Origin of the sequence: Azospirillum brasilense, assembly GCF_022023855.1 — a bacterium.
Classification (GTDB): domain Bacteria; phylum Pseudomonadota; class Alphaproteobacteria; order Azospirillales; family Azospirillaceae; genus Azospirillum; species Azospirillum brasilense_F.
On the sequence record NZ_CP059451.1, the window covers coordinates 147,720 to 173,999 of the forward strand.

Here is a 26,280-nt window from a genome sequence, read left to right on the forward strand (position 1 = left end):
CAGCGCAATCTTGCCGTGTCATGGTCGATCTGCGGTTGATCGTCGCGCCCGGATCGCCGTCCGTCACCGGTCCCCCCGGTCCCGTGGCTGGAAGCGGGCGCCCCATTCGGGAGGAAACACCGATGAATGCCCTCACTCTGAACCGACGCAGGATCATGCTGTCCGCGGCCGTCGGCGCATCGACCCTGTTCGTTCCCGGTGGTGGGGGCGTGTCTGCGCAGCCGACGCCGACGCCCGCGACCGGCAACGCCGGCCACTACCGTTTCCGGGTCGGCGAGATCAGCGCGACGGTGTTGAGCGACGGCGTGATCGGCGGTCCGCCCCGCGTCTACGCGAGCGATGCGCCTGAAGCGGAGCTTCAGGAGGTGCTGCGGCGCGCCTTCCTGCCGACGGACCACATGACGTTGAATTTGAACACCCTTCTGATCGAAACCGGCGGACGGCGCATCCTCGTCGAGGCCGGCGCGGGCGCGACGATGGGGCCGAACGGCGGACGGATTTTTCAGAACCTCGCGGCGATCGGGCTCGGTCCCGCGGACATCGACGCCATCGTGATCTCGCACACCCATCCCGACCATGTCGGCAATCTCAGGACCGCGAACGGCGGCCGGGCGTTCCCCCGGGCCACCGTCTTCGTGCCGCGGGCGGACTGGGATTTCTTCGTCCGCAACGATCCGGATCTGTCCTACATGCCCGTTCCGCAGGATTTCCGCCTGCGCTTCGCCGCCGCGATCAAGAGCAGCCTCGAACCGGTCAGGGAGGACGTTGAGCTTTATGAAGCCGGTGCCGAGATCGTGCCGGGGCTCACGACGATCGTCGCCTCCGGCCACACGCCGGGCATGGCCACGTTCCTCGTCCATTCCGGAAACGACCAGTTGCTGCTCACCGCCGACCTCGCCTACCACCCGGTCGTCAACGTCGACAATCCCTGGCGTCCCGGACCCGATCGCGACAAGGACACCGCGCTCGCCTCCCGCCGCCGCATCTTCGACCGGGCCGCCGCCGACCGTATTCTCGTGCTGGGTTTCCATTTTCCGTTTCCGGGCCTCGGCCGGATGCTCAAGACCGACGGCGGGTACGCCTGGGTCCCCGCGAACTGGCAGTTTTGAGATCCGCCTACGAGGGGGCGATACACGAAAGTGAGCCTCCTCCGAAGCAGTGGTTCTCCCGCACTTTGCGTGGATCCTGACCTTGCCGAGCAAGGCCGTCAGCGCATCCTCAATCTTCTCCGGCTGATGCAGCCGGACAACTTTGCTATCCCAAACAGTCCCCTGAAACGAATGAGGGCGCCCGGCACCGTCATGGTGCGGCGGGCGCCCTCGGTCAACGACCCCGACCGTGATCGGCGGTCAGCCTCACGCCATGTGGCGGAGGACTTCGTTGCTGCCGCGCCAGATCATGTCGAGCGCCACGTAGGAGATGATGGCGAGGCCGACCCAGCCAATCCAGCGGTGCTTGTGCAGCACATGCGCGATCATGTTGGCGGCGGCGCCCATCAGAACGACCGACAGGACCAGACCGATGACCAGGATGGTCGGGTGTTCCTTGGCGGCGCCGGCCACCGCCAGCACGTTGTCGAGCGACATCGACACGTCCGCCACGACGATCTGCCAGATCGCCGCGCCGAAGGTGGTCGCTCCGGCCGCCGCGACGGCGGCGTTGCCCGCCAAGCCGGCGGTGACGGTGCCCGAGGGGTCGGGCGCGTCCATCGCCTCGTCGGGAGCGATCTCGTCCGCGCCGTGGCTGCGCAGCTCACGGTACATCTTCCAGCACACCCACAGCAGCAGGACGCCGCCGGCCAGGGTCAGGCCGATGATGGCGAGGAGCTGGGTGGTGATCAGGGCGAAGAACACGCGCAGCCCCATGGCGGCGGCGATTCCCCAGAAGATGACCTTGCGGCGCTGGGCCAGCGGCACCGCCGCGGCGGCCATGCCGACCACGATGGCGTTGTCGCCGGCCAGAACGAGGTCGATGGCGATGACTTGAAGCAGCGCGGCGAGCGCGTCGGCTGTGAACAGATCGGTCATGCGGTGCCTTCCTCTAGCATAGGGCAAGAGAGCAGCACCCACGGGCGGGACCAGGCACAGGGCAGAAACGCTGCCGGCAGGGGCGGGCGGGCGGGGGCCACTCTGAATGTCTCCAGTCCGACATCACAGTTCAGGGAACTGTCAGAGGGGCCCGGCCTGGTAAGCCGGTCTTTATACCAACACTCCCGGCACCACAACTTCGGTTTCGCCGGGGCGGCCATGCGATTGTGTATGGGGTGGGAACGGCACGCCCACGCCCCGGCCATCGCGGCCTTGGGGGCGGGCGTGCCGTTTCGCTCAGCGAGGCCCGGTCAAAGCGGTAGCGTGCCGACCTTCGTGCCGTCCGCTGCCTCGATGGACAGCGAGGTCCAGCGCGGCGCCCGGCCGCCGCTGCGGCTCACCGACAGCGAGGCCGCGTCCGTGCCGGTGACGGTCAGCAGGCAGACGGACTCGTCGCGGCACACGCTCTCCCCGTCGTCGTCGAACAGGGTCAGCGGGGCGTAGCCCTCCGGACCAGGGAAGCAACGGACGGTCAGCGGACCCTCGGCCCAGGAGGGGGCGGGGCCGAGCGGCAGCAGCGTGCCGGCCCTAACGAAGGCCGGGGACACCCCCAGCGGCGCCGCCACGGTGACGTGCCCGCCGCCGTCGTAGCGCCGGCCGTCGCGCAGGTCGTACCAGCCGCCGGGCACCGCCGGCAGCCAGACCTCCAGCTCCGTCCGGCCGGGGTCGAGGACCGGAGCGACCAGCAGCCGGTCGCCGACCATGGTGCTGTCCTCCTCCCCGTAGGCGGCGGGCTGGTCGGGGAAATCATAGAACAGCGGCCGCATCACCGGGGCATGGTCGCGGTGCGCCCGCCACAGCAGTGTGTAGAGCAGCGGCACCAGCCGCTCCCGCCAGTTCAGCGCGGTCTTCACCTGGGGCAGCAGCTCCGGGTAGGTCCAGGGCTCGGTCACGCTGCCGTCGTCGTTCCAGGAATGGATGGTGAAGCGCGGCCACCACACCGCCTGCTCGATCCAGCGCATCAGCAGTTCCGGCTCCGGGCGGGGACCGGCGAAGCCGCCGACGTCGTGGCCGTAGTCGAACAGGCCCGACAGGCTGAAGCCATGCCCCATGCGCAGGTTCCAGCGCAGCGTCTTCCAGCTCGTCCGGTTGTCGCCCGACCAAGTCTGCACATAGCGCTGGAGGCCCGGCCCGCCGGAGCGCGAGATCAGGTAAGGGCGCTTGTCCGGCGCGTGGGCCACCTGGGCCAGATGCGAGGCGCGGATCATCAGATGGGTCTGCACCGGGCGCAGCGTCGCCATCGTGCCGCCATGGCCGTTGACGTCGCAGACCGCCGCGTCGTCCCAGATCTCGAACTCGTTGTTGTCGTTCCAGGTCGAGCCGATGCCGCGCTCCAACAACTCCTTCGTGACGTTGGCCATCCACCAGCGCGAGGTCGCCGGGTTGGTGAAGTCGAGATAGGCGCCGTCGCCGCCCCAGAACTGGGTGATCTGCGGGCTGTCCGGGGCGTCGCTGTCGCGCACGAAGCCGCCGAAGCCCTGGACCTCGGCGAATTTCGGATGGTCGTTGAGCAGCGCCGGCTTGATGTTGGCGACGAGATGGACGCCGGCCTCGGCGAACTTGCCGGTGACCGCCTCCGGCTCGGGGAACTTGTCGCGGTTCCAGTGGAAGACGTAGCGCTTGTCGCCGATCATCGTGTAGCCGGACGACATCTGGAACGACCCGCAGGGCAGGCCGTGCTCCTTCAGCGCGTCGAGGAATCCGAGCAACCGCACCCCGGCGTCCGGCGCGTCGGTATACTGCATGGTCGAGCCGGAATAGCTGATCGCCCAGCGCGGCCGGAAGGAGGTGCGGCCGGTCAGGGCGGTGAAGTTCGCCACCACCTGCGGAACGCTCGGGCCGAACAGGACGTAGCAGTCGAGATCGCCGTCCGACGCCTCGAACCGGATGAAGTCGCCGTGGTAGGCGTCGATGGTCTGGCCGAGGTCGAAGAGGCCGCGCGACAGGTTGTCGTAGAAGACGCCGACCGCCGCCCCGCCGCGCTCCGGCCGCACGCTGAGGCAGAAGGGGATGTGCTTGTAGAGCGGGTCGCTCGTCTCGGCATCGTAGCCGAGCGCGTCGGTCGTCCCCATGGCGAGGCGCCGGCCGCGCTTGTCGGTGCCGCCGCTCTTGTCGCCGAAGCCGTGGTAGCGCTCCCCGGCGTGGCTGACCAGATGGTGGGCGAAGCGGGGCGAACGGTCGTCGAACAGGTAGGGCTGGGTCGGCCGGTCGGCCAGGACGAGGCGCCAGCCATCGCCCTCCGCCGCCGGCTCGTACCAGCGCAGCGCCAGGGGCGCGCGCTGGACCACGACGCGCCAGCCGGGGGTGGTGACGGTGACGCTGTCGGCGCTTTCCTCGACCGCCGCCGGCGTGCCGGGAAAGCCGGTCAGGTCGCGGCGGTCGCGCCCGTCGATGGGGTCGGCCAGCGCGGGGTCGGTCTGGCCCGACAGCTCGGGGGCCAGCGACCAGGTGCGCGGCGTGCGCAGCCCGCTCGGCCGCTCGATGAGGACGCGCGCCAGCGCGGGCCCCAGCGGGAACAGGGTCAGGCGGTAGCCGCGGTCGAGGTCGAAGACGATCCCCTGGGGGCCGGCTTGCGTCCCGTCGCGGGACGGGGCGGGCGCAGCGAGGGAGGCGCCGGTCAGCGTGCGCATGGCGCGTGAACTCCTGAAGTCATGAGACCTGAGGTTTGTGGGGAGCCGGCTCCTGGGGGCAGGACCCGGCTTGCGTCCCGCTTACTTGATGAGGCCGAAGAGGCTGGGCAGCCAGAGCGACAGGCCGGGGACGTAGGTGACCACCAGCAGCGCCGCGGTGCTCCAGGCGAAGAGGGGGATCAGCGGCCGGATCACCTGCTCGATCGACACGCGCGCCACGGCGCAGCCGATGAACAGGGCGCTGCCGGTCGGCGGCGAGACGATGCCGAGCGACAGGTTGAACACCAGGATCACCCCGAAATGCACCGGGTCCACCCCCAGCTCCACCAGCACCGGCAGGAAGATCGGCGTGAAGATCAGGATGCCCGGCGTGATGTCCAGGAAGGTGCCCATCAGCAGCAGCACGATGTTGACCAGCAGCAGCGCGATGATCCAGTTGCCGGACACCGACTGCACCCAGTCGCCGATGATCTGCGGGATCTCGGCCAGCGACATCACGTAGGCCATCGCCATGGAGGTGCCGACCATCAGCGCCACCACCGCCGTCGCCACGATGGTGTCCACCAGGATCTGCATGATGTCGTCCATCGACAGCTCCCGGTAGGCGAGCGCCAGGGCGAGCGCGTAGACGACGGCGATGGCCGATCCCTCCGTCGCGGTGAAGACGCCGCCGACGATGCCGCCGATCACCACGATGATCAGCCCCAGGCTGGGCAGGGCGGACAGCAGCGCGCGCGAGGACTGGGACAGGGTGGGGGAAGGCAGGCGGGCGTAGCCGCGCTTCTTCGCCATGATCCAGGCCGGGATCATCACCGACAGGCCGAGCAGGATGCCCGGCAGGTAGCCGGCGACGAACAGCGCCGCGATGGAGGTGCCGCCCGACACCAGCGAATAGACGATGAAGGCGCCCGACGGCGGGATCAGCAGACCGGTGATGCAGGAGGAGATGTTGACCGCCGCGGTGTAGCTGCGGTCGTAGCCGGCCTTGTCCATCGACGGCTGCATGGTGCCGCCGATGGCCGAGGCGGCGGCCACCGCCGACCCCGACACGCAGCCGAACATCATGTTGGCGAGGATGGTGATCTGCGCCAGTGGTCCGGGCATCCAGCCGACAAAGACCTTGGCGCAGTCGATCAGGCGGCGGGCGATGCCGCCCCGGTTCATGATCGAGCCGGCCATGAAGAAGAAGGGGATCGCCAGCAGCGCGAAGCTGTCCAGGCCGGTGGCGATGCGCTGCGCCGTCACCGAGATCGCCGGCAGCGGCGGCATGATGGTCAGCAGCGCCGTGATCGAGGCGAGCCCGGTCGCGTAGGAGATGGGCACGCCGAAGGCCAGAAGGGCGACGAAGGCGGCGCTGAGGACGAGGGCGGGGGAGAAATCCATGGCTGCGTTTCCGCGACGGAAGGGGGGCGTCAGTCGAGCGAGACGGCGTGGCTGGTCACGCCCGGCCCTTCGCGCAGGCTCTCCATCAGGGCGATGACCATATAGATCAGGGTCAGCACGCCGGAGAGCGGGATCACGGCGTAGACCACCCACATCGGCAGCTGGAGCGCCGGCGTGACCTGGCCGAGCGTGCGCGCCTTGTCCACCAGCAGCCAGCCGCCGCCGCACAGGATCGTCACCGTGAACAGCGCGACCAGCGCCGCGATGGCGATCTCGACGCCGCACCGCGGCCGGGCCGGCAGAAGATCCACCAGCCCGGTGATGGCGATGTGCCCGCGCTTGCCCAGCACATAGGCCGAGCCGAGCAGGCTGACCCAGATGAAGGCGAAGCGGGCGATCTCGTCCGTCGCCGACGTCGAGACGTTGAGCGCGTAGCGGGCGACGACCTGCCACACCACGCAGCCCAGCATGGCGACCGTCAGCGGGATCGTGATGGCGAGCACGAAGCGGTCGAGCGTGCGGTGGATGGTGGCCAGCATGGGGGCGCTCCTCTGTTTCGACGCGGCGAGCGGGCGGGGCGGGGGCTTACTTGACCGCCTGGATGCGGTCGGCGAGCGTGGCCAGCGCCGGGGTGGCCTTCAGGTCGTCGTACATGGGCTGCACCACCTGACGGTAGGCCGCCTTGTCGGCGTCCACGAACTTCACGCCCATTTTCACGGCCTCGCCCTCGGCCTTCTCCAGTTCGGCCGTCCAGCGGGCGTTGTGGGCCTTGGCGCTGTCGCGGGCCGCCTGGCGCAGAAGCTCCTGCTGCTCCGGCTTCAGACGGTCCAGCGTCGCGGTGGCGACCAGCACCACATCGGGCACGCGAGTGTGCTCGTCGCGGGTGTAGACCTTCATCACCTCGCCGTGGCGGGCCAGGGTCAGAGCGGTCACGTTGTTCTCCGCCCCGTCGACGACGCCGGACTGCAGGGCCGTGTAGACCTCGCCCCAGGCCAGCGGGGTGGCGGTGGCGCCCAGCAGGTTGATCATGCGGGTGGCGATCGGGCCGGGCTGGACGCGGACCTTCAGGCCCTTCAAATCCTCCGGCTTGGCCAACGGCTTGTTGGCGTAGAAGCTGCGCGTGCCGTTGTCGTAGTAGGCGAGGCCGACGAAGGCCTTGGCGCGGCTGGAGGCCAGGATCTCGTCGCCCACCGCGCCGTCGACCACCTTGAAGAAATGGTCGCTGTCGCGGAACAGGAAGGGCATGTCGTAGACGCCGAAGCTCGGCTCGAAGGCGGCGAGCGGCGAGGCGTTGGCGTGCACGAGGTCGAGCGCGCCGTTCTGCATCTGCTCGATCAGTTCGCGCTGCTGGCCGAGCTGGCCGGCGGGAAACACCTTGATGTCCAGATCGCCCTTGCTGCGCTCGCGCACCAGCTTGGCGAACTCGTCCAGCGAGACGTCCACCGGGTGACCCTTGGCCAGCCCGTGGCCGAGGCGCAGCGTGGTCTTGGCGGCGGCCGGCCCGGCGAGGGTGAGGCCCAGAACAGCAGCGGCGAGAAGGGCGGCGTGACGACGGTTCAACGCGAACATGACGGTTCCTCCGGTTATCGTGATTTGGCTGTATCGGTGCGCGGCGATGCGGGCGCCTCGGCGTCGGCCATCGCCCGGTAATGGTCCGCAAGGACGGCGAAGGCGCGCTTGCGGGTGGTCTTGTCCTCGGCGATCAGCCCCTTGCGGTTCCAGCCGCGCTGGAAGGCGGTCTGCCGCCGCTCGGTGCGGAAGTCGTAGAGAACCCAGGGCGTCATCCCGCGCACGTAGGGGGCGGTGGCGAGGATGGCGAGCTGCTCGCGGTAGACCGCCTCCTGGCAGTCTTCGGTGAAGAGCTCGCGCGGGCCGCCGCGCAAGCCCGCCACCGCGTCGGCGCCGAACTCGGAGATGATCACCGGCTTGCCGGGGGCGGAGTTGGCGAGCAGCCGGCGCAGCCCGTCGAAGGAGGGCTCGTACCAGCCGAAATATTCGTTGAGGCCGATCACGTCGAGATGGTCGGCCAGCCGGTCGGCGATGGCGAAGCGCTCGCGGTCGATCAGGCAGGCCGCGGTCACCAGCCGCGTCGGGTCCAGCTGGCGGGCCAGTGCGGCCAGCCGCGCCATGAAGGACAGGCGGGCGTCGGTGTCGGCGTTCTCGTTGCCGACGCCCCACAGGATCGTGCTGGCCCGGTTGCGGTCGCGGGCGATCAGCTCGGCAAGCTGGTTCGCGGCATCCTCGTAGGTGTCGGGGTTGGCGAAGTCGATGGCCCAGTAGACGGGAATCTCCGACCACAGCATCAGCCCGACCTCGTCGGCGATGGCCGCCGCCCGCGGGTCGTGCGGGTAATGGGCAAGGCGGAGGAAATTGCAGCCCAGCGCCTTGGCGTCGGCAAACCGGCGGCGGATGTCCGCCTCGTCGCTGGTCTTGCCGAGCAACAGGTCGTCCTCATGGACGGAAACACCGCGCAGAGTGATGTCGCGCCCGTTGAGAAGGATGCGCTCGTCCGCCACGGCGATCTCGCGGAAGCCGACGCGATCCGACACGGAGTCGGCGCCGAAGCGCAGGGTGACGCCGTAGAGGCGCGGCGAGTCCGGCGACCACAGCTCCGGGGCGAGGTCGAACTCCACCTGTCCTCGTCCGGCGATGACGGGAAGAGGGGAGGGCGGCAGCAGCCCGTCGATGGCGACGGTCGCCGTTCCGTCCACCGGATCGGACAGGGTGACGTCCACGGCGACGCGGCCGAAGCCGCTGCCCGGCACCAGCGCCACGCCGAAGTCCCGGATGAACAGCGCGGGCAGGCGCAGCAGCGTGACGGAGCGGTAGAGGCCGCCGTAGTTGAACCAGTCCGTGTGGCGCATCGGCACCCGGTCGGTCCGGCGCGCGTTGTCGACCTGGATCTGGAGGCGGTTCGGGCCGGGGCGCAGATGCCCGGTCAGCTCGACGCAGAAGGGCGTCGAGGCGCCGCGGTGCGCGCCCAGGAACTGGCCGTTCAGGAAGACGCGCGCCTCGTAAGCGGCGGCGCCGATGTGCAGGACGGTGCGCTCCCCGGCCTCGCCGGGTGTGAGGTCCAGCGTCCGCGTGTACCAGGCGCCGCCCTCGTAATGCCGCCACTCCGGGTGCAGCATGTTCCAGCAGGCGGGAACCGGGGCGGTCTGCCACGCGCCGTCGTCGTAATCGCGCGGGGCGGTCCATTCCGAGGCCGGCACCGGCTCGTCGGCGTACCATCCCTGGCGCAGCCCCTCGTCGTGGGGGTCGATGGCGAAGCGCCAGTCCCCATCCAGCGACTCGACGGCGCGCCCGGCGACGGTCACCAGGGCCGCGGCGCCCACCCGCCTACGGGCGAAGGCGTCGGCGTACGTCTCGTCATGAAGATGGTCGTAAGGGTCAACGACCGTGGCGCGGTCGGCGCCTTCGGCTGTCATGAGCGTCCTCTCCCTCGTCTTTTTTTCCGCGCCCGCTTTGTCGAAGGGGCGAGGGTGGGCAATTCGTCCGTCCGCCGACGTCGTTACCGATATCATGGCGGAGGGAAATCGATTACCCTTGTCGAAACAATAGGCGCGCGTGCATCTCTACGCAACCGGTTTTCACGCCGCCGCCCCACGCCAACCCTCTTGCGCAGACCGAGGTGCCGATGCCCCCGCCATCCGACCGCAACCGCGCCTCGCGCACGGGGCGTGCGTCGCCCGCCCCGTCGCTCGCCCAGGTGGCGGCCCGCGCCGGGGTGTCGGTCGCCACCGCCTCGCGCGTCATCAACGGCGTCGCCAACAAGGCGACGGAGGAGACTGCGGAGCGGGTGAGGGCGGCGATCCGCGAGCTGGGCTACCGGCCGGGCAGCGTCGGGCGGGCGCTGCGCCGCCGGGAGAGCCGCATCGTCGGCGTCCTGGCCGCGAATCTCGCCAACCCCTCCATGGCCGCCATCGCCTCGTCCATCGAATGGTCGCTGCGCGGGGAGGGGCTGGTGATGTCGCTGTGCGACACGCACGAGCGCGCCGACGTGCAGGACGAGTACATCCGCGAAATGCGCGCCCAGCTCGTCCGCGCGATGATTCTGGTGGGTGCGGTGGACAGCCCGGCGCTGGACGAGGCGCGGGCCGCCGGCGACACGCTGGTCTTCGTGAACCGCCCGGACCCCGGCGACCCGTCCTCGCCCTATGTCGGGCTCGACAACGCCGGTGCCGGGGCGGAGATCGCCGAGCGACTGCTGAACCGCGGGGTGCGCCACATCGGCGTCCTCCACGCCTCGCTGGACCGCACCGCCGGTCACTGGCGCCTGCTCGGGCTGTTCGACCGGCTGGCCCAGGCGGGGGTGGACACGGCGGCCATTCCCTGCGCCACTGGGCCGGGGCTGGATCACATCGTGGCCGGCTACCACGCCATGGGAACGATGCTGGAGCGGCCGGACCGCCCGCCGGTGATCGTCTGCCTGAGCGACTTGCTGGCCTATGGCGCTTTCCGCCGCGCGCGGGAGGCTGGGCTGGAGGTGCCGGGCGACGTGGCCTTCTTCGGGTTCGACGACAACCCGATCAACCCCTGGATCGCCGACTGGCTGAACTCGGTCCGTGTGCCGTCCGACCATTTCGGTCCGGCCATCATGGGCATGCTGCACCGGCTCTGGGACGGGGAGGAGCGGCCGGCTCCGCTGCTCCTGACCCACCAGCTGACCATCCGCAACCGCCGCCTGCCGGGTGAGACGGCACCGGTCTCGGGCAGGTGATCTGAACGCCGACCCCCGCAAGCCGGCGAGCGGTTGCACTGATGCTAGGCTTGCGCTTTGATACGGCGCTTGGTTTTCATTGGCGCAAAAATTCCATAAGATGCCTTATGGAAAATATCGTGATCCCGATGCGCCTTTGAGGCACGTCGCTGACAGGCTTACCCTGGGTCTGTCAACGACGCGGCGGGTTCGGTCAGTTGGACGGCCTTTGACGACACCGGCGCCGTGGTGTCCGAGATCCGCGACTTCGTTCTGTTCCTGGAAGCGCGCCGCTACGCGCCCGGCACGATCAGGCACTATGCCAAGCATGCCGTCCGCCTGGGCAACCATCCGAAGACTCTGGGCAAGTGCTTCGCCAACCTGACCGCGCCGGAATTCGATCGCTTTCTCGCAGCCATCGAGCCGAACATCGTGCCGCTGCATGGTCAAGCTGCCGAACTTTCCCCCAGCCTTCACAACCCTGAAAACTGGGGGCACTATACGAAAGTGCGCAAATTGTCAGGGATATGAAAACGCGGCAGGAACGTGAGCTGCGCCGCGCTCCTGCGCCCCTTTTGCGCCCTTTCGCGACAGCACTCATACCGGTTCCGCCGAACCCACGACGAGGTGCGCAACTTCCTACGCCTGGCGACCCGGCGCAACCAGCACGTCTCCGCGGCGCACGACGGGCGATCCATGTCCAAAGAGTCTCTGCTCTGCGCGATATGATCGGCCTCGCGTAGTTCACGGCGCCCGCCGCCAGACTTTCGGCATCGTCGACTCAGGTATGGCGCGACACCTGACGGAACCGAGACGACTGCAGCGATCTTGGAGTTTCTCGGGCAACCTTGAATCATCTCCGGGCCGCACATCATGCGGTCGCATTCACGAGATGGCTTGATACGGTCGAGATGAACGCACGAAGACGCTGAAGACGCCGTAGGTCCCGGTGATATCCCATCCAGATGTCTCGCGCCGGCGGCGGCGTCGGCAGGTCCAGTCGGCGAATACCCGGGATCTGATTGCCGACCACGCGAGGCAGGACGGCGATTCCGACGCCTTGCCTGCACATGCGCCCCTGGACGTTCCGGTTGTTCGATCGCAGGACCGGCCTCGCGTTGGGGAAACTCTCGATGAGCCACGCGATGTCAGGGAAATGGCCGGTGGACGTGTCGTGGGTGATCAGCCGGAAACCGGTCCCATCGCCATATTTCGGCTCCTGCGCCTCTTCCGCGATGTAAACGCCGTACTCAAGGCGGAAGAGCCGACGCTGAACAACGTCAGCGGTGTCGAACGGAACGATACGGAAAGCGACGTCGGCCTCCCGCTGGGCGAGATTGAACAGGCGCGTGCCGGTCAAGATCTCGACGTCGACATTGGGGTAGGCTTTGGAGAAATCCGCAAGGATGGGAGGCAAGACATAGGCCCCGAACCAGTCCGCGGATGAAATGCGCAGACTGCCTTTGAGGTTCTGCTCCTGCCCCGCAAGCCGGCGCTCCATCGCCAGCGCGCTTTCCTCCATCTGCTCCGCCAACGCGATGATCCCGTGGCCCTCTTCGGTCAGAACAAGACCGTCCGCGGTGCGCTGGAAGAGCGTGTGACCGATCGCCTGCTCAAGTGCGCGGAGGCGCCGGCCGACGGTCGGATGACTTGTCTGAAGAGAACGCGCGGCGGCGCCGAGCGTGCCGGTTCGCGCAATCGCGAGAAAGACTCTGACGTCACTCCATTCCACCACAACCACCCACACAAAACTGAACGCCGAGAGTACAGTTATGTCACTTATCGAACAAAACTAAATGCCTAGATTGCCACCATGGTCTGGGGGAGCGCGTCCTTCTGTGGATGCGCTGGATCCATGCGGGCCGCCGCTTGGGTGAAGGAATCGTGACCCTGGCTGTGGGGCCCAAGGAAAGCTCGTCCGGACGGAACAGAGAGGATTTTCCTGAGGGGTCGCGGAACGCGGCGGCTCACCTCGATACTCGCAAATGAGGACTTCGACGATGATCACGATGCTGGTGACCTATGCGGGCGATGAGGAAACGCCGTTCGACCGCGACCATTGGATCAACGTGCACTTCCCGCTCGTGCGGGAAAGCTGGGGACGTTATGGGCTGGTCAGCGCCGGCGGGTTCTTCCCGCAAGGTGATGGTGCCGGGCTAATCGCGGTTGGGGTCGTCAACTTCCGTGACGAGGCCGCCATGGAAGCGGCGCTCAATTCGCCGGAGACCGCCCAGGTCATGGCTGACGTCGACATCGTCACCGCCGTCAAACCGCAGCGCAGCATCGTGAAGCCACTCTGAGCGGCACAGCGGTGCCTGTCGATTGCCGGGGCCACTGATTTCTCCAGGTCTGTCTGCGCCCCGGCGCGTCGCCGCGATCGGCGGTGCCCTCGATGCGCTCAGCGGGGCGTGCACCGATGCTGGCCAACGTGCTCACGTCTTCATTGTGGCTCTCCTCTGCATCGCCACCCGCCAACTCGTCGGCGCAGGTCTCGGCCTCACGATCGCCTGGCAGCCTGCGTCCGATCCCGCGCACAGCTCTCATCGGAACAACAGGAGATAGAACATGCAGATCGGGTTTGTCGGTCTCGGCAATATGGGCTCGGCAATGGCCCTGAACCTCGTGAAAGCAGGCCATGACGTGCGGGCCTGGAACCGTAGCAAGGTCGCTCAGGACAGCGTTCCCGGGGTAACGCTGGTCAAGCTCGCGGCGGATGCATTCCAGGCTGACGCAGTCTTCACGATGCTATCCGACGACCCTGCCATTCGGGAGGTGATCCTCGATGCCGGCCTTCTGGCAAGCGCGCAACCAGGGCTGACCCATGTTGTCACATCGACGATCTCGGTCGCCTTCGCGCGGGAACTGGAGCTGCTGCACGAAGAGGCAGGCCTTGGCTATGTGTCCGCACCGGTCCTCGGGCGACCGAACGTGGCGGCGAGTGGCCAGCTCAACATCCTGGCGGCCGGGAAGGCCGATGCCGTTGCCGCGGTCGAGCCGCTGCTCGCTCCGCTCAGCAAAAAGGTCTGGAAGTTGGGGGAGGACCCTGCTCGGGCGAATGCGGCGAAGCTCGCCTGCAATATGATGATCGCCATGGCTATCGAGGCGATGGCCGAGAGTGTCGTGCTGACCGAGAGCGTCGGCCTCGACCGTGCGGATTTCTTTGAACTCATCCTGGGCACCCTTTTCTCGGGTCGCGCCTATGAGAGCTACAGCGTGCAGATCACGGAACGGTCATTCGAGCCGGGTTTCAAAGCCGAGCTCGCGCTCAAGGACATGCGTCTCGCGACTGAGGCCAGCAACGAGATCGGACGCACACTCCCGATGCTCGAAGCGGTCCGCGAGGGGCTCGGCAAAGCTGTCTCGGCGGGCTTCGGGAAGAAGGATTGGTCGATCATGGCCGACATGACGGTTCGCGGCGGCGACAGCTTGGCTGTCGTTTGAAAGCAACTTGGAGAAAAAACAATGAAGACTTGGCTCATCACCGGCTGCTCAAGCGGCTTCGGACAGCGCCTCGCGCTCGCCGCGGCACAACGCGGTGATCAGGTCATCGCGACGGCCCGCGATGTCAAAACGATCGATGACATGGCCGAGCCTTTCGGTGGCCGCATGATCACCTTGCCGCTGGACGTGACGGATGCGGCGGCAGCCAAGGCTGCGGTCGCAAAGGCGGTCGAGACGTTTGGCGGGTTCGACGTGCTCGTGAACAACGCCGGCTACGGACTGTTCGGCGCGATCGAGGAAGGCACGCCCGAAGAATATCGGCCGATGTTCGAGGTGAACGTCTTCGGTCTGATCGAAACCACCAGAGCCGCCCTGCCCGTCCTGCGACATTCGGGCGGAACGATCGTCACCATGTCGTCCGGCGCCGGCATCGCAGGCAGCGGCGGCGGAGGTTATTACAACGCCGCCAAGTTCGCCGTGGAAGGGATTTCCGAAGCGCTCGCCAGCGAGCTGGAGCCGTTCGGCATCCGCGTGCTGATCGTCGAGCCTGGGCCGTTTCGCACCGATTTCCTTGGCCGTTCGATCAGGATGGCGGCCAACGAGATGCCGGAGTACGCCGCGAGCTCGCGCAAGCACTATCGCGAAACCAACAACGGCAATCAGGCGGGCGATCCCGACAAGGCGATCACGGTGATCCTGCAGGCGGTCGACGCCGATGACGCCCCGCTTCATCTGCCACTCGGCCCCATCGCGCACGCGATCGCCGAGCGAAAGCTGGCTGCGTTCCGCCGCGATATCGACGCTTGGCGCGACGTCTCGATCGCCACCGATTTCGATCAGCCCTGAGCGCTGGCCGCGAGCTTTGTTTAAACGTCAACATCGATTGGAAAGCGATCATGATCGCAACCTTGAAGGGGTTTACCCAGCAGCTGGTGCCGGTGAATGGCATCAAGATCAACGCTGTCACGGGAGGCTCGGGCCCGCCGATCCTTCTGCTTCACGGCTGGCCGGAAACATGGTGGGAATGGCACAATGTGATGCCGCTTCTGGCCGAGCATGTCAGCGTGGTGGCCATGGATCTGCGCGGCGCGGGCTTTTCCGACTGCCCGCTCGACGGCTATGACAAGGCAACGATGGCGCGCGACGCGCACGAGGTCATGATTGCCCTTGGGCATGAACGCTACGCCGTGTGCGGACATGACATCGGCGGAATGGTCGCCTTGCCGCAGGCCGCCATCCACCGGGAGGCTGTCACCCACCTGGCCGTCCTCGACGTTCCGCTTCCCGGCTGGACCGGATGGGAGGCGACGACCGCGGGGCTCTGGCACTTCAGCTTCCATATGAACCGGGATCTACCCGAGCGCCTGATCCATGGCCGTGAATACGACTATGTTTCGACCTTCATGGCAGAGCGTTTCTACGATCACGGCACCTTCAATCCGGCGGACATCGAGATTTACGCGAAGGCGATGGCTCTTCCTGGCCGCACGCGCGGCGGCATGGAATGGTATCGCACCCTCGCCGCCGATCATGCGGCGGCTCTCGAGTACAAGAAGCACCCCCTCGGGATACCGGTGCTCGGTCTGGGTGGGGACCAGCGGTTTGGTGCGCAGATGGTGCCGATGCTCAAAGAGTTTGCCAGGAACGTGACAGGTGGCTCGATCGCGCGGTGCAGCCACTATGTCGCGGATGAGCGGCCCAATGAAGTCGCGGCCGCTCTGATCGATTTCCTCAAGGCCAACTGAAACTAAGACCAGCTGAAACTCTGCGCCCGCGCCGTCGCGGGCCGGACGGATCGCGACGCTGCGGGCAAATTGCACCCGAAGCGGTCGCGATGGATCGACAAAATCAAGGAGACTGTCATGACCGCACCCCTCATTCGCGGCGTCAATCATATCGGCATTACGGTGCCCGACATTGAAGCGGCAAAATCGTTCCTGGTGGAAGCCTTTGGCGGCCAAGTGATCTACCAATCCTTCGGGCCGCAGGATCCACCGCGGCAGGGACCCGAATTCGAGCGGGCCGTCGGCGCTTTCCCCGGAACGGTCGTGCGTGCGCAGGCGATGGTCAAGATCGGAACCGGACCCGATATCGAGCTCTTCGAAATGCACGGCCCCGAGCAAGCCCAGCCGATCCGGGCGAGCGACTTCGGCATCACGCACTTCGCTCTCTACACCGACGACATCGACGCATCGGTCGAGCGCTTCGAGAAGGCTGGAGGCACCCCCCTCACCGCGCCGCGCGCTATTCCCTATGGAACCGAGAAAGGTCCTGGAAACAAGGTCTGCTACTGCCGCATGCCCTGGGGCACGACGATAGAATTCATCACCACGCCGGACCGTATGCCCTATCATGACCAGACGGATCTGCGCAGGTGGCAGGACGAGGACTGAGCAGAGCACGATCGGACAGAACAGCGTCGTGCGGGATTAGGGAATCCGGCGCCGGCGACAGGACGCGCCCGCCGAACCAAGGAGGACCTCCGATAAGCCGGTGTCGGCGAAGCAGTCCGAACCTCCGACGCCCGGGCATGCGGTTCGGCTCCTGGCTGGCGTCTCGCTGCCCGTCCCGTCATCGAAACAATCTCGGCAGGACATCGTCACATTACCGTGGGCGAGGCCAGGAAGGAGCCCGCCGCTACCCAACCACGCTTTACCGCCTTGCGTTGAATACCCGTTGATCCGCGGACATCGAGAGCTCGAGCCTCCTCACGGGGCGACCGGGTTTTCCGTTGGCCTGCTACTTCGCGGCCGCCCTACCCCGCCTTGCCAAATGGAGGAGCTGGGCGGTCAGGCCGACCACCAGGATAACCGCCAAGCCACCCTGGGCGCCAAGGAGCAGCGGCGACTTCAGGTCGGTCACCAAAGGGTGGCCGTCCGGAAAACGGCGCAGGATTTCGCTAACGGTCGGCACCATCAGAAGAAACGCGCTCACGCTCAGACAAACGATCTCGATGTATTCGGCCGAGCGCCCCGCCCCGAGAATTCCCTTGACCCCATAGCCCGCAAGCAGGAGGAGGATCGTCACGGCGCCGATGACGTTGCTGACCGGCTGATGCGCCACGAGGAAGACCGTCGAAGCGCCGATCAGCATGGAAACGAGATAGACGGCGCCCGCTTTGGACCGGGGAACGATCCGGCCATGGCGGGCAAACATATAGAAAGCCATGGGAATGGCCGGCAGGCTGCCGAGCGTATGGGCCCAGCCAAGCGGAGAGATTCCGAACATGAGGGATTTCCTTCCTTATCCAGTGGGACAGAGCGGCAAAGCAGGCAATTCGGCAACGCCGTCTTAGGCCGCCATATCTACCTATCAGTCGATAGGTGAAACAGGCATGCGTTCATTCTCCCGGCGAAGTGCCGGCTTCAAGCGACGATTCGCTGCAGCAAAGGACGGGCTATCGCTCCGAAGGTCGTGGCGTCGTCATAGGCGCGAGCGGATAGCATCGCGCCATGCACGCCAGCCATGAACAGTTCGGCATCGCTCCTGGCGGTTCCGACCAGCCGGAGACGGCCTTGTGCGGCACCTCGCTCAAAGACGGAGGTGAGCCAGTCTGCGAGCTTGCGGAAATGCGCCCGCACTTCGAGAGTGACCGCTTCGGGAAGCACCGGAGTCTCTCCCGCCAGGAGCGCGCAGACGCAGAACGGGTCGGTCGTGTCGGCGAAGCACCCCTCCCAGTAGCCGAGATAGGCGCGAAGCTGTTCGAGCGGATCGGCGACGTTCCGCTCCAGCTCGGCAAGCCCGGCCTCGACCTCCCGCCGGTATTGCACAACCAGCACGCGGACCAGATCCGCCTTGCCGGGGAAATGGTGGTGGATGCTCGCGGTGCGGATGCCGACGACCTTGGAAATGTCGGCGTAGCTGAAGCTGTTGTAGCCGCCCCTGGCGATCAGGGAGCGCGCACAGCTTAGGATGTCGTCGGCTCTGGTCGATGTGTTCCCCATATCTTTATCTACCAACTAGTAGGGAGTTCGTCAACGCAAACTTGATGCCCGCATATCAACGGGTATCGTCACATAAACCGTGGATGTGGCGAGCCGGAGGTGCACCAACTATGGTAGCGGGATGAGACGCAAACCTGCTCCCCACGTCGGCTGTTGCACGGATAGTGCTGATGCCGTCGACCATGGCCCCAGTGTTGGTGCACGGAGGCGAGCCGGACCGGTTGGCGGGGGCGAACGCGCCGAGTAGAAGGGCGGCCCCGTTGCCCTGACCACTACGCCCGTCATGCCCTTCAAGCACAATGCTGCCCGTCGCCACCGCATCCCCAAGATGCGGTTCACGGTGACGAATTGGTCCTCATATGAAGCGGGGCTGCGCCGGCGCGGCAGCCGCCGCGTTTCCCGCACGGTTCTGGTTGGCACGGTGACTCCGACGCTTTCCCGCACCGATGACAACCCCGACGGAATCGATCCCGCCGTCTTCGAAACCTTCCGCTCGGATTGGCTGATGCGGGACTTTCCGGCATGGCTGGAGGAAAACATTCGCCCCTTCATGACGGCGGACAGTTCGCCCGGCATGATGGCGTGGGTGAAATCGATGGCCTTGCAAGCCTCGATGAAGGCGCTTCTGGACTGCCACCGGGCGACGACGTCCACCGACTTCCGGCGGGAGCTTCGGGACATCACCGTGCCGACCCTGCTGATCCACGGCGATTTGGATGTCTCCAGCCCGCTTGGCATCACCGGAAGGAAAACCGCCGAGCTGATGCCGAACGCGACGCTGACCGTCTACGAGGGGGCGCCGCACGGTCTGTTCCTGACGCATATGGACCGCTTCAACCGCGACCTGCTGACCTTTCTGGATGCATGATCGGCAGCGCTGGTATCATGTGGAGCGCAAAACAACGACAACACCGGACCGGAGGCCGGAACAATGCCGCAAACAGCCACCCGGCACCGACCGACCCCGAGGACCGTGCCGCACCAGCCGGTCGGCGAGTTGCTGCGCGCGTGGCGCAAGCGGCGTGGCTTGAGCCAACTCGACCTCGCCTGCGAAGCCGACATCTCGACCCGGCACGTCAGCTTCTTGGAAACCGGGCGCTCGCAGCCCAGCCGGACCATGCTGCTCCATTTGGCGGAGCGGATGGACATTCCGCTGCGCGACCGCAACGCGCTGCTCGCCGCCGCGGGCTTCGCGCCGGTCTTTTCCGAACACCGGCTGGGCGATCCGGAGATGCAGGCCGCCCGTCAGGCGGTCGATCTCGTGCTGACCGGGCACGAGCCTCACCCGGCGTTGGCCGTGGATCGGCACTGGACGCTGGTTGCGGCCAACCGGGCGGTCGCTCCGCTGCTCACCGGCGCCGCGCCGGATCTTCTCCAGCCTCCGGTAAACGTGCTGCGCCTCAGCCTTCACCCCTCCGGGCTGGCACCGCGGATCGAGAACTTCGCCCAGTGGCGGGCGCACATTCTGCACCGGCTGATCCGGCAGATCGACGTCAGCGCCGATCCTGTGCTGGCCGCGCTGTTCGGCGAGTTGAAGGGCTACCCGGTGCCCGACGGGCAGGCTCCGCACAGCCGGAGCGAGCCGCTGTCGTCGCATGATGGCGTGGTTGTTCCTCTGCGGCTCAGGACGGAAAGCGGGACGCTCAGCTTCTTCAGCACCACGACGGTGTTTGGAACGGCGGTGGACGTCACCTTGTCCGAACTGGCCATTGAGGCTTTCTTCCCGGCCGACCTCGCCACAGCGGAGATCATGCGGCAGGCCCTCGCCCGGTTGTGAGGAGCAGCTCCGCCCGACAGAGGCACCGCCTTTGCGCCGGCATGGCGCACGGGACCCGGCCCTATCATGGCGGACCATCCCATGATGGGCGGAGATGCGACATGGCGCAGACCGACATCGAGTTGCTTCGCAACCTGTACGACCGCTATGCCGTGGGCGATGTGGCGCCGCTGTTCGAGCATCTCGCGCCCGACGTCGAGTGGATATCCTGCGGCCGGTCCCCGGCCCTTGCGGCCTTTTCCGGCAACTTCCACGGCCTGGATGGTGTCCAGCGCTATTTCCAGGGGTTGGCCCAGGCATGGACGATCACCAAGCACGAGATGCGGGACATCGCAAGGGACGGAGACCAAGTCGTCACGCACAACCTCGTTGAGGCCGTCAGCAAGGTCACCGGGAAGCCGGTGGCGGTGACGACCGAACACCGGTGGGTGCTGCAGGACAGCCGAATCCGCCGCTTCGAGGAGCGTTGCGACGATGAGGCGGCCCTGGAGGCGGCTTGCCGCCCGTCCGAGCCCTAACGGCCCGGTTGCCCAACGGAGCGCGGTGATAGGACCGGCATTCGCCGGACGGATTCTCATTCGCTATCCGGGCGACTTTTGGACCTTGGCTTGACCGCGAGAAGCATCCGTGATCATGCAAACGACATCGTCCAGCTGCCCGCAAGGAACCTTGATTTGGAGTTGCACGCCTTGGGGCGTGAAGCCGTTGGTCTCGGCAGAGGCTGCTGGGAAGGCGCCAAGCCCCGACCTGATCCTGGCCTCGTCGGCGAAGGCGCACGTGACGGCCAAGGCTGCAAAGCGGATGATCGGCTGACGTTCAGCGGCATGGAGACACGCCGCTGCGGTGCCGCCGTAGGCACGCACCAACCCGCCCGCACCGAGAAGAACGCCACCGAACCAGCGGCTGACCACCAGCGCCACCCGATCCAGCTTCTGGCCGTCTATGGCCTGAAGAATCGGGCGTCCCGCCGTTCCTCCCGGTTCACCATCATCGCTGGACCGGTAGAGGTCGCCGATCCGGAAGGCCCAGCAGTTGTGGCCCGCATCCCGTTGGCTGCAAGCAGCGATAAAGCCACGTGCCTCCTCTTCGGTCGTGACCGGACCCGCCGAGGCCAAAAAGCGGCTCTTCTTGATCTCCTGCTCGAATTGCTCTTTCCGTTTAAGTGTGAACATTACCTTTTGCCACGATCATTCCTGCATGGGCCAGAAGCCGCCCCGGCCCGGGGCCGATGGAATTTATTCATTCCATGGGGGGATTGCGACGTCGGCGCAACGATATCTGCAACGAAACCGGCAATGACGGAGCTGTGCCCCTCCATCCATGACCGCCATCAGCAAGTCTGCCGATGAGCGTGGGCTCAACCGTAGCGCCGCTCCAGCCAATCGACCGCAAATGCGGTGGTGGCGACCGCCTCGGCCATCATGCTGGGCGCCTCCCCCATGGTCCCCTTTCATACTATCGAGCGTAAATCCTGACACATCAGGACTTACGCTCGCCCTCAAACGGCGGGCGCGGCCGCCCGCCCGCCCCGGGACTCCCCAATGCTGTTAGCGTCGCCTTGTCCATTCGGCCATCGAAGCAGAGCGCAAGCGCCTCACGGTAAAGGGGAACGGACTCCTTCGCAGCCAAGGCGAACAGGGTCATGCAGGAGTGGAACTTCATGTCGTCTGGAGAGCCGAAGATCTCATGAAGTGATCGCCCCCGGATCGCCAGAACGGCCCGCGTCGCGGCTTCCAATCGTGGGCCGAGCGTCGGATGCTCCAGATAGGCGCGCGCCTCGTCGAGGGAGGCGATGCCGTAGAACTCAGCGGTTGCCGAGCGGCCGAGGCCGCGCAGTTGCGGAAAAATGAACCACATCCAATGGCTCCGCTTGCGCCCGTCCTGCAATTCGTCGAGCACTGTCGTGAACACCGGCTCCTGTGCGGTCACGAACCGTTGGAGATTGAAGGGATCGTCCAGTTGCATTCTAGCCCTCCCGACTGAGGAGTCCGCAGGATCGTCGCTCCGGTGATCTGATACCTGGTGGACGACTTGCCCCAGTCAACATTCCGCCTTTTCGCGACAGCGTTGCCGGTCAGTAGAACTCTTCCAGCCACTCGGCATGGACCCACGCAAGATCACGGTCACCTACGTCCGCCACGTCTTCACGCAATGGTTCATGAGCCACATGCATAACGCGAAGCCGCTGTACGCGACCACGATCATCCGTAATGTTAATTCGATCCCCCGGAGCCGGGAGTTGGATGAAACGGAATCTCCCCCACAGTTTACTGTCCCCATCACGGTAAACTGTCAAAGGCACTGAAATCATATCCCCGCCCTTTCACAACATCCGTCCGATTGCGGCACAGCAGGATCACGCATGGAACCGGGCGCCTGTTGCATAAAGCGGCCGTCTGGTTGTCGGTTTGGCGCATCCGGTTGCATAAACCCGGCATTCGGTTGCGTGGCCGGCGCCAGCCGTTGCATGGAAGGCTCGTTTTCACGACGCGCCAGAACCGAGCGGTTCCAGCACAGGGCGCCTAAGCTACCGCTTTCGCCACTGAGCAGGGGGACGATAATGCGTAGCTGAGCTTAAGTTCATGCCGCGTTCTCATACCCCGGACAATTTGTACACTTTCGTGTAGTGGCCCCAAACTGACATGTCAGCGACGTGCAACCCCTTATTCCACACCATCAATCCGAACTTCACCCTAGGTAAATGGAAAATAGCAATTTCCACGATCCTCATCCAACGATGAGGCCGACAGTCTGGACCGTGCCGACGGAATCGCGTACCGGCTGCCCACTGCGTTTTATGTCAGTGTCAGTGCGCTAGGCTCAAGGTACGGCCACCGGCGCGCGGCGCAGCGCGTTCAGAAGAATCCCGATCGTGGTTCCGTTGTGGAGCACGGCTGTGCCCACCGGAGACAGCAGACCCAACGCGGCGGCGCCGAGGATCGCGCTGTTCAGACCGACAGTCAGGCGGTAGTTGCGGGCGATCAGCGCCATGGCGGCGTTCGCCGTCTCCTTGGCATCGGCCACCCGTTCGATCCGATCCTCCAGAAGCGCCACGTCGGCGGTCAGCCGGGCGATATCGGCTCCCTTCTGCATGGCGATCCCGACATGGGCGCCGGCCAGCGCCGGAGCGTCGTTGATGCCGTCGCCGACGAAGGCGATGCGCGCGCCGTCGCGGCTAAGGTCCTCGATGATGCGGGCCTTGTCGGTGGGCAGCAGGTCGGCGTGAAAGCCGTCGAGATGCAGTTCCGCGGCCAGTTCGGCAGCGCGGTCGCGGTGGTCGCCGGTCAGCATCAGCACCTGCTTCACCCCGGCGCGCCGCAGCCGCGCGATGGTCGCCGCGCTGGTCGCGCGCACGCTGTCTTTCAGCGCCAGAACGCCGGCCAGCACCCCGCCGAAGCCAATGAACAGCAGCGTCTTGCCGTCACGGTGCAGCGCGTCGATGGCCTCCCGGTGAGCCGTGGTGTCGATGCCCTCGTCGTCCTCGATGAAATGGCGGGAGCCGACGACGATGCGCTTGCCGTCGATGACGCTGGCCACCCCGTGGGCGACGATGAACTTCACCTCCTGATGGTCGAAGTGGCGGTTGTGCGTCTCCTTGGCGGCGTTGACCACGGCCATCGCCAGCGGGTGGAAATAGTGCTCCTCCACCGAGGCGGCGAGGCAGATCAGGTCGTCGGGGCTGAAGGTCGGGTCGAAGGCGATGGAGTCGGTCACCTGGAGATCGCCGGTGGTCAGAGTGCCGGTCTTGTCGAAGATGACCGTGTCGGCCTGGGCCAGCCGTTCCAGCGCGTTGGCGCCCTTGATCAGGATGCCCGCCTGCCCTGCCCCGTACATCGCCGACTTGAAGGCCACCGGGGTCGCCAGCTTCAGCGCGCAGGAATAGTCGGCCTGGAGAACCGATGCGGCGCTGCGCCAGTCGCCGGTCATCAGGAAGGAACCGCCGGCCAGCTTCAGCACCGTGGGCACCAGCCGGTCGGCCAGCCGCGCCGCGTCGAGCTGCGCCTCGCTCTTGGCGGAAAGCGACTGTTCGACGTAATCGGCGATGCGGGCGGCGGCGGTGTGGCTGCCGACATGCTCGGCGTAGACGACCAGCCGCCCCTCCTCCATCAGCGTGCCGGACAGGACGGCGGAGCCGCGCTGTTTGACCACCGGGGCGCTCTCGCCAGTCATGGCGGCCTCGTTGACGGTCGCCTCCCCGCTCAGCACCGTGCCGTCCACCGGGATCACCGTCCCGGCGCCGATGACCACGCTGTCGCCGACCATGACGGTGTCGGCGGACACCTGGACCTCCGTGCCGTCGCGCAGCAGCCACACCTGATCGCTCGACGGGCGCAGCAGCCGCTTCAGCAGCGCGTCCGACCGGCGGGCGATGGACTCCTCCATATACTCGCCAAGCGCCAGCATGAAGACGGTGGTGTTGGCCGCTGTGAAATCCCGCCGCGCCAGGGAGATCGCCACCGCCGCCGCTTCCAGCACATGGGAATTGACGCCCTCCCGCCCGTAGATGGCCATGCCCTCGCGCAGCATCGGCATCGCGACGGCCAGCGACAGCGGCAGGCGCAGCGGCATGGGCAGCAGGAAGCCGCCGGCCAGCGTGGCGAGGCTGCGGACCAGCGTCGCGACGTGATTCTCCCCGCCCTCCTCCGCCGCCGCGGCGGGAGGCGCCGGTTCCGGAATCGGCAGGGCGGCCAACGCGAGGCACAGCGCCGGGGCGTCCGTCATCGCCGGATCGTAGCGGACGGCCAGCGATCGCGCGGCGCGGCTCGCCCGAACCGACGTCACCCCGGAGACCGCCTCCACCACCCGGTGCAGGGTCGCCGCGTCGTCGGGGGCGCCGGGGCGGCAGGCGTAGCGCAGCCGGATGCGCCCCGGAACCCGATGGACCGGCTCCAGCCGCAGGAACCAGGGCAGGCCGCTCATAACGGTCCGGCCTGTTCCGCCTCCAGTTCGGCCTGGAGGTCGGCCATCTGCTCCTTCATCTCGGCAAGGCCGCCGGCGAGGTTGCCGTACAGCTTCAGGCCGGACTTCACGATCTTGCCGCGCAACTCCTCGTCGGACAGCACATAGGCCGCCGCCGCCCCGACCAGGAGCCCGACCAGGAACTGCTCGGACCGGCGCGACGGGAGAAGACCGCTCAGCCCGCCGAGAAGCCCCTGCCCCCGCGCCATGCCGGCCCCCATGCCACCTCCAATGGGGGCGCCGGCGACGGCCATGGCGGCTTCGTACTGGCGCTGCTGCTTCTTCAGCTTCTTCAACGCCTTCTTGGTCTTCTTAGCCATGGGAGCCCTCGTTCTTCGGCAGTTCTTGCGGCGGCTCGTCCGCCGGATTCAGCAGATGTTCGATCATGACCACGCCCGCCGCCCCGGCGGCGACCGCCAGGGCGAGGCGCGCGTAGTCGCGGTTGCGCAGGGCATCGGCGGCGACGCTGGCGGCGGCCAGCGCCGCACCGCCCTGCAGGCCGTGGCACAGGATGGTGCGCGGCGCGGGGGGCTCGGCGCCCGTCACCCAGCGGTCCTGGACGGCGGTCAGCAGGCCGGTCGCCACCATGCCGCGCGTGAAGTCGGCGGCGAGCGTGCCGGAGCCCCGCGCCTTGCCGCGCCGCTTCGCGCGTTTCACGCGGCCCCCGGTGCGGCGGACGGCGTCGGCTCGGCCTTCACCGGTTCCTCCACATCTTCCTTCGCGGGCGCCATATCCGCTGGGGCTTCCTCAACCGGCTCCTCCGCTGCCGCGTCCACGGGCGTGGCGAGGCGGGAGCGCAGACCGGCGGAGGTCCGCTCGATGGCGAGCAGACCGGTGACGGCGGCCTCGCGCACCGCGGTCTGGGCCTTGCCGGCGCCCTCGCGGGCGGCGGCCTTCACATCGACGGACTTGAGGTCAGCGATCTTCGGATTGGCCTTGGCGTTTTTCACCATCCGGACGCCGATGGCCCCGGCGATCACGCCGGACGCGAATGTCAGAAGCGGCAGCATCATGGTCTCCTTTCCGGCGCACCGCCGGCAAACCCGGCGGTGGCGATGCGCAGCAGCGTCCCCGCCGCCGCGCTGGCTTCCCCCCGCAGCAGATCCGGCCACGCCGAGGGCGGGATCACCGTGGGGTCGTATTCGATGGTGCAGGAGCGGGCGAGCGGGTTCAGCGCGACGGAGCGGATGCCCTCCGCCCCGGTGAGCGCCCGGTGCAGCGCCCTGGCGTCGTCCGCCAGCGCCGCCAGACTGCGCTCCGCGGCGCCGTCGAGCTTCAGCCGCACCCGGCCCGGAATGTGGTGCGCGATGGTCAGAGCGGCGGCCAGCCGGCTCAGGAAATCGTCGGGCATGCTTGGGTC

Annotated in this window: 26 protein-coding genes and 1 pseudogene; 11 read left to right on the forward strand and 16 right to left on the reverse strand. The window is 66.9% G+C overall.

What is annotated here, in order from left to right:
* Nucleotides 1–122: 122 nt before the first annotated feature.
* Nucleotides 123–1,109, forward strand: coding sequence for an MBL fold metallo-hydrolase (locus tag H1Q64_RS23375; protein WP_237906944.1), 987 nt, complete (start codon nucleotides 123–125; stop codon nucleotides 1,107–1,109).
* Between the two features lie 246 nt (nucleotides 1,110–1,355).
* On the opposite strand, the gene H1Q64_RS23380 is transcribed toward H1Q64_RS23375, so the two are convergent.
* The 6 genes from H1Q64_RS23380 to H1Q64_RS23405 form a co-directional block, all read right to left on the reverse strand.
* Complete coding sequence (locus H1Q64_RS23380) at nucleotides 1,356–2,027, reverse strand: TerC family protein (protein WP_237906945.1); 672 nt, start codon at nucleotides 2,025–2,027, stop codon at nucleotides 1,356–1,358.
* 311 nt (nucleotides 2,028–2,338) lie between these two features.
* Complete coding sequence (locus H1Q64_RS23385) at nucleotides 2,339–4,717, reverse strand: TIM-barrel domain-containing protein (RefSeq protein WP_237906946.1); 2,379 nt, start codon at nucleotides 4,715–4,717, stop codon at nucleotides 2,339–2,341.
* Between the two features lie 81 nt (nucleotides 4,718–4,798).
* A complete protein-coding gene (locus H1Q64_RS23390; protein WP_237906947.1) occupies nucleotides 4,799–6,100 on the reverse strand; it encodes a TRAP transporter large permease in 1,302 nt (433 codons plus the stop codon).
* A gap of 29 nt (nucleotides 6,101–6,129) precedes the next feature.
* The gene (locus H1Q64_RS23395) at nucleotides 6,130–6,639 is read right to left on the reverse strand and encodes a TRAP transporter small permease (RefSeq protein WP_237906948.1); all 510 of its coding nucleotides are present in this window, start codon (nucleotides 6,637–6,639) and stop codon (nucleotides 6,130–6,132) included.
* A 46-nt stretch (nucleotides 6,640–6,685) separates the two neighbouring features.
* Entirely contained in the window at nucleotides 6,686–7,669 is a 984-nt protein-coding gene (locus tag H1Q64_RS23400) for a TRAP transporter substrate-binding protein (RefSeq protein ID WP_237906949.1), read from the reverse strand.
* Between the two features lie 14 nt (nucleotides 7,670–7,683).
* Nucleotides 7,684–9,528, reverse strand: coding sequence for a glycoside hydrolase family 2 protein (locus tag H1Q64_RS23405; protein WP_237906950.1), 1,845 nt, complete (start codon nucleotides 9,526–9,528; stop codon nucleotides 7,684–7,686).
* Between the two features lie 209 nt (nucleotides 9,529–9,737).
* On the opposite strand from H1Q64_RS23405, the gene H1Q64_RS23410 reads away from it, so the two are divergent.
* Together H1Q64_RS23410 and H1Q64_RS23415 are read left to right on the forward strand one after the other, a co-directional pair.
* Nucleotides 9,738–10,820 carry a LacI family DNA-binding transcriptional regulator gene (locus tag H1Q64_RS23410; protein ID WP_237906951.1) on the forward strand — a complete coding sequence of 361 codons (1,083 nt, stop codon included), beginning with the start codon at nucleotides 9,738–9,740 and terminating at the stop codon, nucleotides 10,818–10,820.
* A 225-nt stretch (nucleotides 10,821–11,045) separates the two neighbouring features.
* Entirely contained in the window at nucleotides 11,046–11,330 is a 285-nt protein-coding gene (locus H1Q64_RS23415) for a hypothetical protein (RefSeq protein WP_237906952.1), read from the forward strand.
* Between the two features lie 340 nt (nucleotides 11,331–11,670).
* Here H1Q64_RS23415 and H1Q64_RS23420 read toward each other — a convergent pair whose 3' ends face one another.
* Nucleotides 11,671–12,531: a LysR family transcriptional regulator gene (locus H1Q64_RS23420; RefSeq protein ID WP_237906953.1), complete on the reverse strand. Its 861-nt coding sequence runs from the start codon at nucleotides 12,529–12,531 to the stop codon at nucleotides 11,671–11,673.
* Between the two features lie 268 nt (nucleotides 12,532–12,799).
* Between H1Q64_RS23420 and H1Q64_RS23425 the strand changes: the two genes are divergently transcribed.
* The 5 genes from H1Q64_RS23425 to H1Q64_RS23445 all read left to right on the forward strand — a co-directional run bounded on the left by H1Q64_RS23425 (nucleotide 12,800) and on the right by H1Q64_RS23445 (nucleotide 16,633).
* Entirely contained in the window at nucleotides 12,800–13,099 is a 300-nt protein-coding gene (locus H1Q64_RS23425; protein ID WP_237906954.1) for an EthD family reductase, read from the forward strand.
* A 265-nt stretch (nucleotides 13,100–13,364) separates the two neighbouring features.
* A complete protein-coding gene (locus H1Q64_RS23430; protein WP_237906955.1) occupies nucleotides 13,365–14,240 on the forward strand; it encodes an NAD(P)-dependent oxidoreductase in 876 nt (291 codons plus the stop codon).
* A 21-nt stretch (nucleotides 14,241–14,261) separates the two neighbouring features.
* The gene (locus H1Q64_RS23435) at nucleotides 14,262–15,086 is read left to right on the forward strand and encodes an oxidoreductase (RefSeq protein WP_237906956.1); all 825 of its coding nucleotides are present in this window, start codon (nucleotides 14,262–14,264) and stop codon (nucleotides 15,084–15,086) included.
* Nucleotides 15,087–15,136: 50 nt separating this feature from the next.
* Nucleotides 15,137–15,985 carry an alpha/beta fold hydrolase gene (locus H1Q64_RS23440; protein WP_237906957.1) on the forward strand — a complete coding sequence of 283 codons (849 nt, stop codon included), beginning with the start codon at nucleotides 15,137–15,139 and terminating at the stop codon, nucleotides 15,983–15,985.
* A gap of 117 nt (nucleotides 15,986–16,102) precedes the next feature.
* The gene (locus H1Q64_RS23445; RefSeq protein ID WP_237906958.1) at nucleotides 16,103–16,633 is read left to right on the forward strand and encodes a VOC family protein; all 531 of its coding nucleotides are present in this window, start codon (nucleotides 16,103–16,105) and stop codon (nucleotides 16,631–16,633) included.
* Nucleotides 16,634–16,979: 346 nt separating this feature from the next.
* Here the strand turns inward: H1Q64_RS23445 and H1Q64_RS23450 are convergent, their stop codons facing one another.
* On the reverse strand, nucleotides 16,980–17,468 hold the full coding sequence (locus H1Q64_RS23450) for a hypothetical protein (RefSeq protein WP_237906959.1): 489 nt from the start codon (nucleotides 17,466–17,468) through the stop codon (nucleotides 16,980–16,982).
* 137 nt (nucleotides 17,469–17,605) lie between these two features.
* On the reverse strand, nucleotides 17,606–18,184 hold the full coding sequence (locus H1Q64_RS23455) for a TetR/AcrR family transcriptional regulator (RefSeq protein ID WP_237906960.1): 579 nt from the start codon (nucleotides 18,182–18,184) through the stop codon (nucleotides 17,606–17,608).
* 283 nt (nucleotides 18,185–18,467) lie between these two features.
* Here H1Q64_RS23455 and H1Q64_RS23460 point away from each other — a divergent pair.
* The 3 genes and pseudogenes from H1Q64_RS23460 to H1Q64_RS23470 all read left to right on the forward strand — a co-directional run.
* Nucleotides 18,468–18,576 (forward strand): annotated as a pseudogene (locus H1Q64_RS23460) (IS5/IS1182 family transposase); the annotation flags it as partial.
* Nucleotides 18,577–19,115: 539 nt separating this feature from the next.
* Nucleotides 19,116–19,961, forward strand: coding sequence for a helix-turn-helix domain-containing protein (locus H1Q64_RS23465; RefSeq protein WP_237906961.1), 846 nt, complete (start codon nucleotides 19,116–19,118; stop codon nucleotides 19,959–19,961).
* Nucleotides 19,962–20,062: 101 nt separating this feature from the next.
* Nucleotides 20,063–20,479: a nuclear transport factor 2 family protein gene (locus H1Q64_RS23470; RefSeq protein WP_237906962.1), complete on the forward strand. Its 417-nt coding sequence runs from the start codon at nucleotides 20,063–20,065 to the stop codon at nucleotides 20,477–20,479.
* Nucleotides 20,480–20,542: 63 nt separating this feature from the next.
* Here H1Q64_RS23470 and H1Q64_RS23475 read toward each other — a convergent pair whose 3' ends face one another.
* The 7 genes from H1Q64_RS23475 to H1Q64_RS23505 form a co-directional block, all read right to left on the reverse strand.
* Nucleotides 20,543–21,133, reverse strand: coding sequence for an IMPACT family protein (locus H1Q64_RS23475; RefSeq protein WP_200487477.1), 591 nt, complete (start codon nucleotides 21,131–21,133; stop codon nucleotides 20,543–20,545).
* Between the two features lie 307 nt (nucleotides 21,134–21,440).
* Nucleotides 21,441–21,926, reverse strand: a complete 486-nt coding sequence (locus H1Q64_RS23480) for a DUF1810 domain-containing protein (protein ID WP_237906963.1) — start codon at nucleotides 21,924–21,926, stop codon at nucleotides 21,441–21,443.
* Nucleotides 21,927–22,781: 855 nt separating this feature from the next.
* Entirely contained in the window at nucleotides 22,782–24,881 is a 2,100-nt protein-coding gene (locus H1Q64_RS23485; RefSeq protein ID WP_237906964.1) for a heavy metal translocating P-type ATPase, read from the reverse strand.
* Nucleotides 24,878–25,240 carry a YtxH domain-containing protein gene (locus tag H1Q64_RS23490; protein WP_237906965.1) on the reverse strand — a complete coding sequence of 121 codons (363 nt, stop codon included), beginning with the start codon at nucleotides 25,238–25,240 and terminating at the stop codon, nucleotides 24,878–24,880. Before H1Q64_RS23490 ends, H1Q64_RS23485 begins: the two co-directional genes overlap by 4 nt.
* Nucleotides 25,233–25,577, reverse strand: a complete 345-nt coding sequence (locus tag H1Q64_RS23495; protein ID WP_237906966.1) for a hypothetical protein — start codon at nucleotides 25,575–25,577, stop codon at nucleotides 25,233–25,235. Before H1Q64_RS23495 ends, H1Q64_RS23490 begins: the two co-directional genes overlap by 8 nt.
* Nucleotides 25,574–25,933 (reverse strand): hypothetical protein, encoded by a 360-nt coding sequence (locus tag H1Q64_RS23500; protein ID WP_237906967.1) that lies wholly within the window; start codon nucleotides 25,931–25,933, stop codon nucleotides 25,574–25,576. Before H1Q64_RS23500 ends, H1Q64_RS23495 begins: the two co-directional genes overlap by 4 nt.
* Nucleotides 25,930–26,271, reverse strand: coding sequence for a cation transporter (locus H1Q64_RS23505; protein WP_237906968.1), 342 nt, complete (start codon nucleotides 26,269–26,271; stop codon nucleotides 25,930–25,932). Before H1Q64_RS23505 ends, H1Q64_RS23500 begins: the two co-directional genes overlap by 4 nt.
* Nucleotides 26,272–26,280 lie beyond the last annotated feature (9 nt).

Bases quoted from the DNA above. Each gene is read 5' to 3' on its own strand.
- H1Q64_RS23500 (WP_237906967.1), bottom strand. From the start codon at position 25,933: ATGATGCTGCCGCTTCTGACATTCGCGTCCGGCGTGATCGCCGGGGCC.
- H1Q64_RS23505 (WP_237906968.1), bottom strand. From the start codon at position 26,271: ATGCCCGACGATTTCCTGAGCCGGCTGGCCGCCGCTCTGACCATCGCG.
- H1Q64_RS23390 (WP_237906947.1), bottom strand. From the start codon at position 6,100: ATGGATTTCTCCCCCGCCCTCGTCCTCAGCGCCGCCTTCGTCGCCCTT.
- H1Q64_RS23405 (WP_237906950.1), bottom strand. From the start codon at position 9,528: ATGACAGCCGAAGGCGCCGACCGCGCCACGGTCGTTGACCCTTACGAC.
- H1Q64_RS23485 (WP_237906964.1), bottom strand. From the start codon at position 24,881: ATGAGCGGCCTGCCCTGGTTCCTGCGGCTGGAGCCGGTCCATCGGGTT.
- H1Q64_RS23440 (WP_237906957.1), top strand. From the start codon at position 15,137: ATGATCGCAACCTTGAAGGGGTTTACCCAGCAGCTGGTGCCGGTGAAT.
- H1Q64_RS23480 (WP_237906963.1), bottom strand. From the start codon at position 21,926: ATGCAACTGGACGATCCCTTCAATCTCCAACGGTTCGTGACCGCACAG.
- H1Q64_RS23470 (WP_237906962.1), top strand. From the start codon at position 20,063: ATGGCGCAGACCGACATCGAGTTGCTTCGCAACCTGTACGACCGCTAT.
- H1Q64_RS23395 (WP_237906948.1), bottom strand. From the start codon at position 6,639: ATGCTGGCCACCATCCACCGCACGCTCGACCGCTTCGTGCTCGCCATC.
- H1Q64_RS23455 (WP_237906960.1), bottom strand. From the start codon at position 18,184: ATGGGGAACACATCGACCAGAGCCGACGACATCCTAAGCTGTGCGCGC.
- H1Q64_RS23425 (WP_237906954.1), top strand. From the start codon at position 12,800: ATGATCACGATGCTGGTGACCTATGCGGGCGATGAGGAAACGCCGTTC.
- H1Q64_RS23450 (WP_237906959.1), bottom strand. From the start codon at position 17,468: ATGTTCGGAATCTCTCCGCTTGGCTGGGCCCATACGCTCGGCAGCCTG.
- H1Q64_RS23445 (WP_237906958.1), top strand. From the start codon at position 16,103: ATGACCGCACCCCTCATTCGCGGCGTCAATCATATCGGCATTACGGTG.
- H1Q64_RS23400 (WP_237906949.1), bottom strand. From the start codon at position 7,669: ATGTTCGCGTTGAACCGTCGTCACGCCGCCCTTCTCGCCGCTGCTGTT.
- H1Q64_RS23490 (WP_237906965.1), bottom strand. From the start codon at position 25,240: ATGGCTAAGAAGACCAAGAAGGCGTTGAAGAAGCTGAAGAAGCAGCAG.
- H1Q64_RS23410 (WP_237906951.1), top strand. From the start codon at position 9,738: ATGCCCCCGCCATCCGACCGCAACCGCGCCTCGCGCACGGGGCGTGCG.
- H1Q64_RS23475 (WP_200487477.1), bottom strand. From the start codon at position 21,133: ATGTTCACACTTAAACGGAAAGAGCAATTCGAGCAGGAGATCAAGAAG.
- H1Q64_RS23430 (WP_237906955.1), top strand. From the start codon at position 13,365: ATGCAGATCGGGTTTGTCGGTCTCGGCAATATGGGCTCGGCAATGGCC.
- H1Q64_RS23465 (WP_237906961.1), top strand. From the start codon at position 19,116: ATGCCGCAAACAGCCACCCGGCACCGACCGACCCCGAGGACCGTGCCG.
- H1Q64_RS23385 (WP_237906946.1), bottom strand. From the start codon at position 4,717: ATGCGCACGCTGACCGGCGCCTCCCTCGCTGCGCCCGCCCCGTCCCGC.
- H1Q64_RS23435 (WP_237906956.1), top strand. From the start codon at position 14,262: ATGAAGACTTGGCTCATCACCGGCTGCTCAAGCGGCTTCGGACAGCGC.
- H1Q64_RS23380 (WP_237906945.1), bottom strand. From the start codon at position 2,027: ATGACCGATCTGTTCACAGCCGACGCGCTCGCCGCGCTGCTTCAAGTC.
- H1Q64_RS23375 (WP_237906944.1), top strand. From the start codon at position 123: ATGAATGCCCTCACTCTGAACCGACGCAGGATCATGCTGTCCGCGGCC.